10 protein-coding genes are annotated in these 12660 nt (G+C 72.5%); 5 read left to right on the forward strand and 5 right to left on the reverse strand.

What is annotated here, in order from left to right; all coding sequences use genetic code 11:
• Positions 1 to 19 precede the first annotated feature (19 nt).
• Complete coding sequence (locus BJ982_RS01380; protein ID WP_184875788.1) at positions 20 to 265, forward strand: hypothetical protein; 246 nt, start codon at positions 20 to 22, stop codon at positions 263 to 265.
• 128 nt (positions 266 to 393) lie between these two features.
• Positions 394 to 2343 (forward strand): Xaa-Pro dipeptidyl-peptidase, encoded by a 1950-nt coding sequence (locus tag BJ982_RS01385; RefSeq protein WP_239123015.1) that lies wholly within the window; start codon positions 394 to 396, stop codon positions 2341 to 2343.
• Positions 2344 to 2375: 32 nt separating this feature from the next.
• Here the strand turns inward: BJ982_RS01385 and BJ982_RS01390 are convergent, their stop codons facing one another.
• Positions 2376 to 2720 carry a hypothetical protein gene (locus BJ982_RS01390; protein WP_184875791.1) on the reverse strand — a complete coding sequence of 115 codons (345 nt, stop codon included), beginning with the start codon at positions 2718 to 2720 and terminating at the stop codon, positions 2376 to 2378.
• A 483-nt stretch (positions 2721 to 3203) separates the two neighbouring features.
• On the opposite strand from BJ982_RS01390, the gene aspS reads away from it, so the two are divergent.
• Positions 3204 to 4493: an aspartate--tRNA(Asn) ligase gene (gene aspS, locus BJ982_RS01395; RefSeq protein WP_184875793.1), complete on the forward strand. Its 1290-nt coding sequence runs from the start codon at positions 3204 to 3206 to the stop codon at positions 4491 to 4493.
• 62 nt (positions 4494 to 4555) lie between these two features.
• Here the strand turns inward: aspS and BJ982_RS01400 are convergent, their stop codons facing one another.
• Positions 4556 to 5029: a hemerythrin domain-containing protein gene (locus tag BJ982_RS01400; RefSeq protein WP_184875795.1), complete on the reverse strand. Its 474-nt coding sequence runs from the start codon at positions 5027 to 5029 to the stop codon at positions 4556 to 4558.
• An 84-nt stretch (positions 5030 to 5113) separates the two neighbouring features.
• Here BJ982_RS01400 and BJ982_RS01405 point away from each other — a divergent pair, with 84 nt between their 5' ends.
• Positions 5114 to 6124 (forward strand): zinc-binding alcohol dehydrogenase family protein, encoded by a 1011-nt coding sequence (locus BJ982_RS01405; RefSeq protein WP_373869641.1) that lies wholly within the window; start codon positions 5114 to 5116, stop codon positions 6122 to 6124.
• Here the strand turns inward: BJ982_RS01405 and BJ982_RS01410 are convergent, their stop codons facing one another.
• The 3 genes from BJ982_RS01410 to BJ982_RS01420 form a co-directional block, all read right to left on the reverse strand.
• Entirely contained in the window at positions 6125 to 6988 is an 864-nt protein-coding gene (locus BJ982_RS01410) for an NAD(P)-dependent oxidoreductase (protein ID WP_203959092.1), read from the reverse strand.
• A 16-nt stretch (positions 6989 to 7004) separates the two neighbouring features.
• Complete coding sequence (locus BJ982_RS01415) at positions 7005 to 7478, reverse strand: HIT family protein (protein ID WP_184875800.1); 474 nt, start codon at positions 7476 to 7478, stop codon at positions 7005 to 7007.
• A gap of 107 nt (positions 7479 to 7585) precedes the next feature.
• Positions 7586 to 8911, reverse strand: a complete 1326-nt coding sequence (locus BJ982_RS01420) for a glycoside hydrolase family 18 protein (RefSeq protein WP_184875802.1) — start codon at positions 8909 to 8911, stop codon at positions 7586 to 7588.
• Between the two features lie 214 nt (positions 8912 to 9125).
• Between BJ982_RS01420 and BJ982_RS40185 the strand changes: the two genes are divergently transcribed.
• Positions 9126 to 12131, forward strand: coding sequence for a helix-turn-helix transcriptional regulator (locus BJ982_RS40185; protein ID WP_275411691.1), 3006 nt, complete (start codon positions 9126 to 9128; stop codon positions 12129 to 12131).
• Positions 12132 to 12660 lie beyond the last annotated feature (529 nt).

Raw genomic sequence — 12660 nt, forward strand, 5'->3', positions numbered from 1 at the left:
ATATGCCATGCTTCGGGCCATGAGCGATCCGGGCACATCCCCTTCGGACGACGTGGGCGGCGTTTCCGGCCCCGAGTCGATCCGCGACGCCCGGACCGTGCGTTCCTTGGGCACCCTGGCCCTGGTGGCGGGACTGACCCTCATCGTGATCTCTCTGCTGGGCGCGCGGGAGATCCCCCTTCCCCTGCTGGGCGGCGTGCTCATCCTCGCGGTGGTCGGGGTGGGATTGCGCATCGAGGCCGCGATACGACTCCGGGGCCGGTAGAGCGTCCGATTCCGGCCATACATATACGGATGTGTCGGTATTTACATAATTTGTCCGGTGGGATAACTGTTGCGATACATGATCCGTGCTGATCCCCCCGGAGGCACCCCTTGCGGCAATCAACAAGATTGCTCTGGGCCGTCGGCGTCACTCTCGCGCTGACGGCCACCACGGGCGGCGTGGCGTCCGCCCAGGCCACCCCCGCGATCGACGTCGTGAACGGCAGGACGCAATCCGTCTTCTCCTACGCCGACGCCATCCGCGAGCACGTCAGCGTCGAGACCACCGTCGACAGCGACGGCGACGGCAGGAAGGACCGCGCGAACGTCGACATCATCAGGCCCCGCGAGACCGACCGGGGCCTCAAGGTGCCGGCCATCATCGACGACAGCCCGTACTACGACAACGTCGGGCGCGGCAACGAGTCCGAGCGCAAGCGGTACGACGACGCGGGCCGCCCGGTGAAGTTCCCGCTGTTCTACGACAACTACTTCGTGCCCCGCGGGTACGCCGTCCTGCTGGTCGACATGGTCGGCACCAGCAGGTCCGACGGCTGCCCGGACGTGGGCGCCGCCGCCGACATCGCCGCGGGCACGGCGGTGATCGACTGGCTGAACGGCCGGGCCACGGCCTACGGCGCCGACGGGGCCCCGGTGACGGCGCGCTGGGCCACGGGCAGGGCCGGCATGATCGGCAAGTCCTACGACGGCACGCTCGCCAACGCGGTCGCCGCCACGGGCGTCAAGGGCCTGGAGACGATCGTCCCCATCTCCGCGATCACGAGCTGGTACCGGTACCAGCGCATGAACGGCGTGAGGTACAGCGAGGACTACATGCCCTGGCTCGCCGACTACGTGGACACCGACCCGCCCGCGAAGTGCGCGGCGACGCGGCAGGCGCTGCACGAGGGCCAGGACGACGTGACCGGCAACTACAACGCCTTCTGGGACGAGCGCAACTACCTGTCCGGCAGCCTCGCCGACGTGAGCAAGGTGCGCGCCAGCGTGTTCGCCGTGCACGGCATCGGCGACATGAACGTCAAACCCGACGAGTTCAGCACCTACTGGCAGGCCCTGGCCAGGCGCGGGGTGCCCCGCAAGCTGTGGTTGTCGCAGTACGGGCACGTGGACCCGTTCGACTACAAGCGCGAGGAGTGGATCGACACCCTGCACGGCTGGTTCGACCGCTGGCTCTACAAGATCGACAACGACGCGGCCCGCGGCCCGAAGGCGGACCTGCAGCTCGCCTCCGGCCAGTGGGTGAAGCTGCCGGACTGGCCGTCGCGGTCGCTGGACGTGCCGCTGTGGCTGCGCCCCGGCGAGGAGGGGCAGGGCGGCGGCCTCGGCCTGCGTCCCGCCCCCAAGGGCTCGACGCTGAGCTTCACCGACGACCCGGCCCAGACCGAGGACCGCATGGTCTCCGACCCGACCGCCTCCTCGCCGAACCGGCTGGTGTTCCTCACCCCGCCGCTGAAGCGGGCCGTCCGGTTCTCCGGCACCCCGGTCGTCGACATCCGCGCCAAGCTGGACCGGCCGGACGCCAACCTCACCGCCCTGGTGGTCGACTACGGCGACGACCTGCGCGTGGACCACTACGGCCCCGGGAGCGGCATCAGGACGCTCGCCGAGGAGAGCTGCCACGGCGAGAGCACCGCCGACGACGACGGCTGCTACCGCCGCACCGAGACCACGATGGCCACCAGGCCCCTGGAGATCGTGGCCAGAGGATGGCTGGACGCCGGCAACCGGCGTTCGCTGACGACCACGGAGACGCTGACCCCGGGCAGGAACTACCAGTTCGCGTGGAGCACGCTGCCCGCCGACTACGTCGTGCAGCCGGGGCACCGGCTCGCGGTGATCCTCGCCGCGAGCGACCGGACCTTGACGGTCCCCGACCAGCCGGCGGCGGCCACGGTGACCGTCGACCTGGCGGCGAGCAAGGTGTGGCTACCGCTCGCCTCGGCGGAGGCCGTGCAGAACGCCACGCCGCCGGCCACGCTGGAGTTCGCGCCGGCGCCCGAGCGGTGGCGCGGGCCGAAGGACGTGGTGCTGCCGAAGCAGCCGCGCGACTTCTTCTGACCCCTACCCGGCCGGGCCTGCTTCTCCGGCCCCTACCCGTCCCCGGGGGACACCGTCCCCCGGGGGCAGGCGGGCGCGCGGAAGACCCTTCCGCCGATGTATTCGGCGAGCGCCCGCGCGGCCCCGGGGGCGTCGCGGACCGGGTGCCGTTTCTCGGCCGACTGCCACGAGTAGTACGCGCCGCCGTACCCGACGAAGACCCACAGCGGCAGGCCGACGTCCGGGCGCTGGACCAGCAGCGCGCTCCCGGCGGGGCACAGGTCGGCGCTCAGGCCGAGCAGCCTCAGTTGGTCACGCAGCCGCAGAAGCCCGGCCCCCTCACCGGGGGCCTCGGGTCTGTTCCCGCGGTCCGCCTCCCGTACGTCGATCGTCTCCATGCCACGCCCTCCGACCCGCGGCGCCGAGACGGCGTCCCCAGCAGGGGACGCACGTCACCTGATTCCAGACAAACACCGCGTCTCTCGCGAAGCACCCCACACCCCACCCCTCACCCGAATTCCCGGGTGCCCCTACGGCGCCGCCGTCCCCCGGCGCGGCACGGCGCGATAACCGGAGGCCCGCACGGCGGGGACCAGGTAGGATCCGGCGCAATGCGATGACGGAGACGAGTAGCTCCGGGGTTCGCGCGAGCCAGAGAGCCGCCGGTAGCTGGAAAGGCGGCCTCGCGTCCCGGGGTGAAGACCCTCCCGAGTGCGAGGAGGAACGGCGCGGCCCCGGGCCCGCCCAATGCCCCGCCGGCCGGCCCCCGTGACAGGGCTTTCGAGGCCGCCGCCCAGGCGGCGGCGAAAGCGCGGTGGCACCGGGAGTCCCCTTCTCCCCCGCGCTCCCAAGGGATCGCTCACGACCCGAAAGGGATTGTGATGATCTCACGCGTCCTCGCCGCCGACCTGCCCGAGCACGTCGGCCGCCGTGTCCGTCTCGCCGGGTGGCTGCACCGCCGGCGCGACCTGAAGTCCGTCTCGTTCCTGGTCCTGCGCGACCGCTCCGGCCTCGCCCAGATCGTGCTGAGGGAGCCCGTGCGAGCGCTCGCGGAGGAGACCGTGATCGCCGTCACCGGCACGGTCGCCGCGAACGCCCAGGCCCCCGGTGGCGCCGAGGTGACCGGCCCGGAGATCGAGGTGCTGTCGGCGCCCGTCGCGCCGCCGCCGTTCGACCTGTACCGGCCGGTGGTCGGCGGCACGCTGCCGACCGTCCTCGACCACGCGCCGGTCGCGCTACGGCACCCGCGGCTGCGCGCCCCGTTCGAGATCGCCGCGGCCGGGGTGGCCGGGTTCCGCGCCGCGCTGGACGGGCTCGGCTTCGTGGAGACCTCCACACCGAAGATCGTCGCCTCGGCGACCGAGTCGGGGGCGAACGTCTTCGGCATCGACTACTTCGGCGCGCCCGCCTTCCTCGCCCAGTCGCCGCAGTTCTTCAAGCAGGCGCTGGTGGGGGTGTTCGAGCGGGTGTACGAGGTCGGGCCGGTGTTCCGCGCCGAGCCGCACGACACCGCCCGCCACCTGGCGCAGTACACCAGCCTGGACGCCGAGCTGGGCTTCGTGACGGACCACCGGGACGTCATGGCGGTGCTGACCGTGGCGGTCGCGGGCATGCACGCCGCGGCCGCCGAACGCGCCGGGGCCGCCCTGGAGTCGCTGGGCCTGACGCCGCCGCCGGTCCCCGAGGAGATCCCGTCGATCCACTTCGCCGACGCCCAGGAGCTCATCGCCCGGCTCACCGGCGAGGACCCGCGCGGGGAACCGGACCTCGCCCCCGCCCACGAGCGCCGGCTCGGCGAGTGGGCGCGGCGCGAACACGGCTCGGAGTTCCTGTTCGTCACCGGATATCCCATGGCCAAGCGGCCGTTCTACACCCATCCCGACCCGGACGCGCCGGAGTTCTCGCAGAGCTTCGACCTGCTGTTCCGGGGAATGGAGCTGGTCACGGGCGGCCGGCGGCTGCACCGGCACGCCGACTACCTCGCCGCGCTGGCCGCGCGGGGCGAGGACCCGGCGCCCTACGCGGGGTACCTGGCCGCGTTCGCTCACGGCATGCCGCCGCACGGCGGGTTCGCCCTCGGGCTGGAACGCTGGACGGCCCGCCTGACCGGCGCGGCCAACGTGCGCGAGACCACCCTGTTCCCGCGTGACCTGCACCGTCTGACCCCCTGACGGCCCGGCCGAGGGATCAGGTCGCCGCGCGGGCGCGACGTGATCCCCGGCCGGGGGGCCGCCTACTGCCGGGCGCTGGACACGGCGAGCGGGTCGGCGGGGGCCTCGGCCTTGGCCTTCTCCATCTGCTCGCCGAGCTCCCGCAGCCGGTTGCGGCCCAGGGACTCCCGCACCTTCGGGAACCACTCCTGCTCCTCTTCCTCCACGTGGTGGCGGACGTTCTCGATCAGGACGGTGACCTTGGCGTCGTACCGCTCGTCCTCCGGTTCGAGCTTCCGGAGCTCCGAGAGCATCCAGACCACCACGTGGTGCTCCTCGACGCTCTCCAGGACGTGGTCCTCGGTCTCGGGGACGGCGGCGCGCGCGGCGGGGTAGAAGATCTCTTCCTCGATGTAGGCGTGCGTGGTGAGCTCGTGGATGATCTGCTCGACGATCCGCTGCTTCTCCTTGTACGCGCGCTCCCCCGCGTTCTCGAACTTCTTGAACAGCTCCTCGACGGTCTTGTGGTCGTCCTTCAGCAGCACGATGGCGTCCATCGGCGGCCCCCTCTCGTCAGGTTCCGGTGCCACCAGTGCTTCCGCGTGGGAGGGATTTGAAACGGCGTGTGTGAGCATGGGCGCGTGGCGGAGACGATGAGCGCCTGGGTCGTGGAGCGGCCCGGCCCCATGGAGAGCCGGCCGCTCCGGCGGGTACGCCTGCCCGTGCCGGAGCCGGGGCCGGGAGAAGTCCTGGTCAGGGTCGAGGCGTGCGCCGTGTGCCGGACGGACCTGCACCTGGCCGAGGGCGACCTGCCGCCGCGGCGGCCGGGCACCGTCCCCGGCCACGAGGTGGTCGGGCGGGTGGCCGGTCACGGCGCGGGGGCGGGCCGCCTGGCCACGGGCACGCGGGTGGGGGTGGCCTGGCTGCGCCACACGTGCGGCGCGTGCCGCTACTGCCTGCGCGGCCTGGAGAATTTGTGCCCGAACTCCCGCTACACCGGCTGGGACGCCGACGGCGGCTACGCCGAGTACACCACCGCGCCGGAGAACTTCGTCTACACGCTGCCCGAGGACGTCCCCGCCGAGCGGCTCGCGCCGCTGCTGTGCGCCGGGATCATCGGCTACCGCGCCCTGACCCGCGCAGACCTCCCCCCGGGCGGCAGGCTGGGCGTGTACGGCTTCGGGGCCTCGGCGCACCTCACCGCCCAGGTGGCGATCGCCCAGGGCGCGACGGTGCACGTCCTCACCCGCTCGGCCCGCGCCCGTGAGCTGGCGCTGGAGCTCGGCGCGGCCTCGGCCGGGGGCGCCTACGACGCTCCTCCCGAGCCGCTGGACTCGGCGATCCTGTTCGCCCCCGTCGGCGACCTGGTCCCCGTGGCGCTGCGCGCCCTGGACCGGGGCGGCACGCTGGCGATCGCGGGCATCCACCTCACCGACGTCCCGTCCCTGACCTACGAGGAGCATCTGTTCTACGAGCGCGCGGTGCGCAGCGTCACCGCCAACACCCGCGAGGACGGCCGCGCGTTCCTGGAGCTGGCGACGCGGCGCCCGCTCAGCGTCACCACCGTCCCCTACCCCCTCGACCGGGCCGGCGAGGCCCTGGCGGACCTGGCGGCGGACCGGGTGAACGGGGCCGCGGTCCTGCGCGTCTGATCAGGGCTCGCGGGGGCGCACGAGCTCGATCACGGCCGTGATGTCGTCGTCGCCGTGCCCCTGGGCCGCGGCCTCCTCGTAGCGGCGCTCGACCAGCCGGGCGATGGGCAGGACGACGCCCAGGGACTCGGCCGTCTCGGCGAGCAGGCGGACGTCCTTGGCGCCGAGCCGGGTCGTGAACCACCCGTCGTGGTCGCCGTCCAGCATGCGGCCGAGCCGGTTGCGCAGCGCGGGGGCGATGGTGGGCAGCGGGAAGAACACCTCGCGCAGCAGCCGCGGGTCCAGCCCCGCGCCCTCGGCCGCGGCCAGCGCCTCGGCGGCGACGGCGATCCCGGCCATCATCTGGTAGTTGCTGAGCAGCTTGACCGTCGTGGCGTTCCCGGGGTCCGCGCCGCAGTACCAGTGGGTGGCGAACAGCGACGCCCAGACCGGCTCCAGCGTCTCGGCGAGCCGCCGTTCCCCGCCGAGCAGGCCGGACGCCGTGCCGTCCTCGACCGCACCGGGGGCGCCGAGGACGGGGGCGGCCACGAAGCGCCGCCGGGGGGCGACGTCGCGCAGGCTCCGCGAGGTGTCCGGGGCGACGGTGCTGGTGTCCACGATCACCGGGGAGTCCCGGTCGCCCTCCAGTTCGATCAGCCCGCGCATGACGGCGAGGACGGCGGCGTCGTCGGACAGCGACATCAGCGCGGCGTCCGCGCCCAGCGCGGCCCCGAGCGGCGAGGACGCCTCGGCGGCGCCCGCCCGCACCACGTCCGCGGCCTTGCCGGGGGTGCGGTTCCAGACGGTGACCTGGTGCCCCTGCCCCAGCAGCCGCAGCGCGATCGCCCGGCCCATGTGCCCGATTCCGAGTACGGCCACCCGCATCACGCCACGCCTCCTCTCACCGGCCGGAGGGGGCGTGGCGCGGGAGCGACGCGAGCGCGAGCCCGCGCATGGCCTCCTTGAGCACCCACGCCTCCTGGTCGAGCAACCGGCGGTCCCGGGGCTCGCAGTCGGCGTCGATCACGAAGTTGTCCTCGGGGAAGCGGGGGAACACGTGGATGTGCGTGTGGGGGACGTCCTGGAGCGCGGCCTCCCCGTCGCCGAGGTACATGGTGACGCCCTCGCAGCGCAGGCCGCTGCGCCGCAGCCCGCGGGCCACCCGGTGGGCGATCAGCCACATGTGGGCGCCGGCCTCCTCGGCCAGGTCCTCCAGGCCGGGGGCGTGGACGCGCGGGATGACGAGGGCGTGCCCGGGGTTCACCGGGTTGCCGTCCATGATCACGACGGTGGTGTCGTCCTGGAAGGCCAGGCTGGCCTCCACCCTGCCCGCGCAAATATCGCAGAACGTGCAGGTACCGGCAGGCATCTCCATCTTTCAATGATGCCCCCGGCGCATCCGATCACCTCGCGGTGGGCCGGAGCGGGAAAGGCGAGGGCCCGGCCTCCCCCCGAGGAAGGCCGGGCCCGGTCTGTGGTCCGTCAGCGCAGGATCTTGTAGAGCGCCGAGGTGAGGGACGCCTTGGTGTCGTCGCCGTCGAGCGACCACATCATCGAGCCGCCGAGGCCCTTGAGCCGGATGTAGGCGGCCTTCTGGGTGAGCGACGCGGGGTCGTCGTAGGACCAGAACTCGTTGCCGTCGTAGGACCACATGGCGCCGGTGAGCAGGTCGTGGTACCGCTTGCCGGGCTTGGCCGCCAGGACCTTGTAGTCCTCGGTGCCCGCGGCCCAGGTGGCGGGGGCGGGGCCGGCGGACTGCGCCCAGAGGCCGTTGCCGGTGGACTTCACGCCGGTCCAGCCCTGCCCGTACGCCGGCACGCCGATCACGAGCTTCTTGGCGGGGGCGCCGCGCTTGAGGAAGTCACGAACGGTCGTGTCGACGCTGAACTTGATCGGCCGCGGGTCCTTGCGGTCGGGGAACAGGTTGCCGTTGTGGCCGGTCATCGTGTCCCAGGTGCCGTGCAGGTCGTAGCCCTGGATGGTGGCGAAGTCCAGGTTGCGGAACACGGCGGGCACCTCGAAGCCGGCGTCGATCTTCGCGGCGGCGGCGGGCAGGAAGGCCGTCAGGATGCTCTTCCTGCTGAAGGCGTCGAGCTGGCGGCGCAGCTCGGCGACGAACAGCGTGAAGTTCTGCTTGTCCTCGGGCCTGACGATGTTGCCGGTGTTGCCCTCGGAGCCGGGCCACTCCCAGTCCAGGTCGATGCCGTCGAAGACGCCGCGGCCGGACCCCTCCGGGGTGCCGGGCAGATTGCCCTTCATCCACAGGTCGACGCAGGAGGCGGCGAGCGTGCGGCGGGACTCGGGCGTGAGGACGGCGTCGGAGAAGTACTTGGAGCCGGTCCAGCCCCCGAGGGAGATCAGCGCCTTCAGGCCCGGGTGGAGGGCCTTGAGCTTCTTGAGCTGGTTGAGGTTGCCGTTGAGCGCCTGGCCCTCGGCGTCGGCGACGCCGTCCACGCTCTGCTCGGCGGGCACCGGGCGCTGCCAGTCGGCCCAGGGGTCGGACGAGACGCACTTGAGCGAGGCGTCGACGTTGCCGAAGGCGTAGTTGATGTGGGTCAGCTTGGCGGCGGCGCCGCTCGTCTCGACGTCCTTGACGTGGTAGTTACGGCCGTAGACACCCCACTGGATGAAGTACGCGACCCGCTTGTACCGGTCCTCGCGCCCACGGTCGTTGTCGTGATCGGTCGTCGTCTGGGCTTTGGAGGGCGTGGTCACCGTCGGCGCGGCGAGGGCCTGGCCCGGCACGGCGACCGCGGCGAGCCCGGCGGCGAGCGCCGCGGTAAGGAGGTGTTGGAAAGGTCGTCGCACGGCCGTCTCCACTCGCTGCTTGGGGGGTTATTCATAGGAAAGTTTCCTATAAGTTTCACCGGATCGTAGAGCCCTCCGTGCGCGGCGTCAATGCCCGATCACGCCCCGGGGGCCGCCCGTTCCCGCGTCTCGCCGGCCGCGATCATGACGGCCGGACGATCTCGGACATATCGACACCGCCGTTTTGTCGTCACCGGATGGCATCCTGGGAGGCGTGACGGTGCACATGGTCAGCCCCCTGTTCGTCGGGCGTGAGCGCGAGCTCGAAACGCTCGGGCGCGCGCTCGCGCGTGCGCGTGAGGGTGCGGCGACCACGGTGTTCGTCGGCGGCGAGGCCGGGGTGGGCAAGACCCGGCTGATCCGCGAGTTCTCCCAGCGCGCGGGCGGCGCCCGGGTGCTGGTCGGCGGTTGTCTGGAACTCGGCACGGACGGCCTGCCGTTCGCGCCGTTCACCGCCGTGCTGCGCCGGCTCGTCCGCGACCTCGGCCACGCCGGCGTCGCGGCCCTGGTGCCCGGCGGCAGAACCCGCGCGCTCGCCCGCCTGCTGCCCGAGTTCGGCGAGCCCGACGACGACGGGGGTGAGGCGCGGGCCCGGCTGTTCGAGCAGGTCCTCGGCCTCATGGAGCGCCTCGCCGAGATCGGGCCCACCATCCTGATAATCGAGGACGCCCACTGGGCCGACCGCTCCACGCGCGACCTTCTGTCGTTCCTCGTCCGCTACCAGCGCCCCACCACCCGCCTGGTCACCCTCGTCACCTACCGCTCCGACGAGCTGCACCGCACCCACCCGCTGCGCCCGCTGCTGGCCGAGCTGAGCCGCATCGACTGGGTCACGCGGCTGGACGTCCGCCGCCTCAGCAGGCGCGAGGTCGTCCTGCAGGCCGCGAGCATCCTCGACAGAGAACCCACCACGCTCGACGTCGACCTCATCTACGCCCGCAGCGAGGGCAACCCCCTGTTCGTCGAAGCGCTGCTGGACGGCGGCGAGGCGGCCGCCATGCCCGACTCCCTGCGCGACCTTCTGCTCGTCGGCGTCGAACGCCTCCCCGAGGACACCCAGGAGCTGCTGCGCGTCGCCAGCGCCGGCGGCGACCGGATCGAACACGCCCTGCTGTCCGCCGTGGCCGGACTCGACGACGCCGCGCTGTCCCAGGCCCTGCGGCCGGCCGTCTCCGGCAACGTGCTCGTCGTCGACGGCGAGGGGTACGCCTTCCGGCACGCGCTGATCCGCGAGGCCGTCCACGACGACCTGCTGCCCGGCGAGCGCGTGCGCCTGCACACCCGCTTCGCCGAGACCCTGGAGCGCGACCCCGGCATCCTGCCCGACCCGCGCGGCGCCATCGAGCTGGCCTACCACTGGTACGCCGCGCTCGACTCCCCCTCCGCGCTCCTCAGCGCCTGGCGCGCCGCCGCCGTCGCCCGCAAGTCCACCGCCTACGACGAGCAGCTCCGCATGCTGACCCGCGTGCTCGAACTGTGGGACCGGGTGCCCGACGCCGCCGAGAAGATCGGCGCCGACCACGTCGACGTCCTGCGCCAGACCATCACCGTCGCCCACCTCGCCGGCGAGTTCGAACGCGGCATCTCCCTCGCCAGGGCCGCGCTCACGGAGATCGACACCGAGACCGACCCCGTGCGCGCGGCCCGCCTGCTGCGCCAGCGCGGCCTGGTCCGCTACGACCTCGGCCGCGAGGGCTACCTCGACGATCTGCGCACCGCCGTCCGCCTCGTGCCCGCCTCCCCGCCGTCCCGGCTGCGCGCCCAGGTCCTGGAGAACCTCGCCCGCGTCATCCACGACCCCAACGCCTGGGCCGAGAAGGAGTCCCTCGCCGAGGAGGCCATGGCGATGGCCCGCGAGATCGGCGACCCCGAGACCGAGGCCCACGCGCTCACCTCGCTCACCTGGGCGCGGTGCCGCTACTCCGCCATGCACGACCAGGCCGGCGCGTTCAGCCTGGCCCGCGAGATCGCCACCCGCGGCAACCGCTACAACGCGCTCATGCGGGTCGCGATCTCCGAGTCCGACGCCTACGAGGGCGCCGGGTGGCACGAGAAGGCGGCGCAGGTCGCCCGCCGGGGCATCGCGGACGCCGAGGCGTTCGGCCTCGCCCGCACCTCCGGCGCGTTCCTGGCGATCAACCTGGCCGAGCCGCTGATGTCGCTCGGCCGCTGGGACGAGGCCCTGGAGGTCATCGACCGCGCGCTGGAGGTCGTGCCTCCCGCCCCCTACCGCGCGAGCCTGCAAGGCTTCGCCACCGACATCGCCCTCGCCCGCGGCGAAACCGGCCGCGCCGAGTCCCTCTTCCACGCCTCGACGCACGTCCTGACCCGCGGCTACTACCGCGACCAGTCCGTGCTGCCACACCTGCGCCGCGAGATCGAGATACGCCTCGCCCAGGGCCGCACCGACGACGCCCACGCCCTGGTCCTGCGAGCCGTGCGCGAACACGAATCGGAGTCCACCCCCCGCTACGTCTGGCCGGTCCTCATCACGGCCACCGAAGCGGCCGGCCCCCTACTCCCCGAACTCCGCCTGATCGCCGCAAAACTCCCGGTAGAAGGCGACCTCCAAGAGGCCCAACGCCTAACCTTCGCCGCCCGCTACCTCCAAGCCTCCAACACCCCACCCTCCCCCGCCACCTACACCGGCGACGGCCCGCCCTCCGCCGATGGCCTTCCCTCCCCGGGTGAGCTTCTGTCAACCACCTGGCTGGAAGGCCGGGTCCCCCCGGCGGCCGTGTCGGCGCTGTGGGACAAGGCCGTGGCCGCGTGGGCGGCGCTGCGCCAGCCGTACGCCGAGGCCCGGGCGCTGTTCGGCGCCGCGCAGGCCGCCATCACCGCCGGAGATCGCGACCGGGCCGCCGAGCGACTGTCCCGGGCGGCCCGCCTGGCCGAAGAGCTCCGCGCGGCCCCGCTCTCGGCCGAGATCGACTCCCTCGCCCGCCGGGCCCGTCTCCCCCTCACCGACGAGCCCACCTCGTCACCCTCCTCCAGCCCGCCCGGCGACACCGGCCTGGGCCTCACGGCCCGCGAACGCGAGGTGCTCCGACTGGTCGCCACCGGCCGCAGCAACCGCGAGATCGCAGCCGAGTTGTTCATCTCCGCCAAGACCGTCAGCGTCCACGTCAGCAACATCCTCGCCAAACTGGGCGCAACCTCCCGCGGCGAAGCCGCCGCCACAGCCCACCGCCTCCACCTGTTCGACGACCAACCATCCTGACCCCGAGGCCTGCGCGGTTGGCGGGCGGTTGATGGGCCGCCGGTCGCTGGCCTGCGCTGTCAGCGCCGTGGTGTGTTGAGTCACTCCATGACACGCGCATCCAACAGGCGAAATCACGGTGCTCAGCCACAACGGCACAGCAGGACGGGATCAACAGACCTAGACCACCACAGCCACCTACTCATCACACCGCTCAACAGCACACGGTCAGCCTGTCGAGCCGCTCGGTGACGCGCGCGTTGGTGGGTGGGATCGCGGCGCTCAGCCACAACGGCCCGGCACGGGTGGGATCAACACACCCAAGCCACCACAACCACCCCGTCATCGAATCGTTTGGGGTCTGCCTCGTCACACAAGGTGGGTCGTTGGGCGCCGAGCTGCTGTGGCTGTTCGATGGGCGGTCGGGCCGGCCGCGGATTTTTGGGTCGGGGACGGGGTTGGTTGGTCGTGACTGGGTGAACCGATCTGCATATAGGCAGTTCTGTGGTTTGACCTTTTCGCGGTCGATGGTCAGGAACAACCTCGTGCG

Source organism: Sphaerisporangium siamense (genome assembly GCF_014205275.1).
GTDB lineage: Bacteria > Actinomycetota > Actinomycetes > Streptosporangiales > Streptosporangiaceae > Sphaerisporangium > Sphaerisporangium siamense.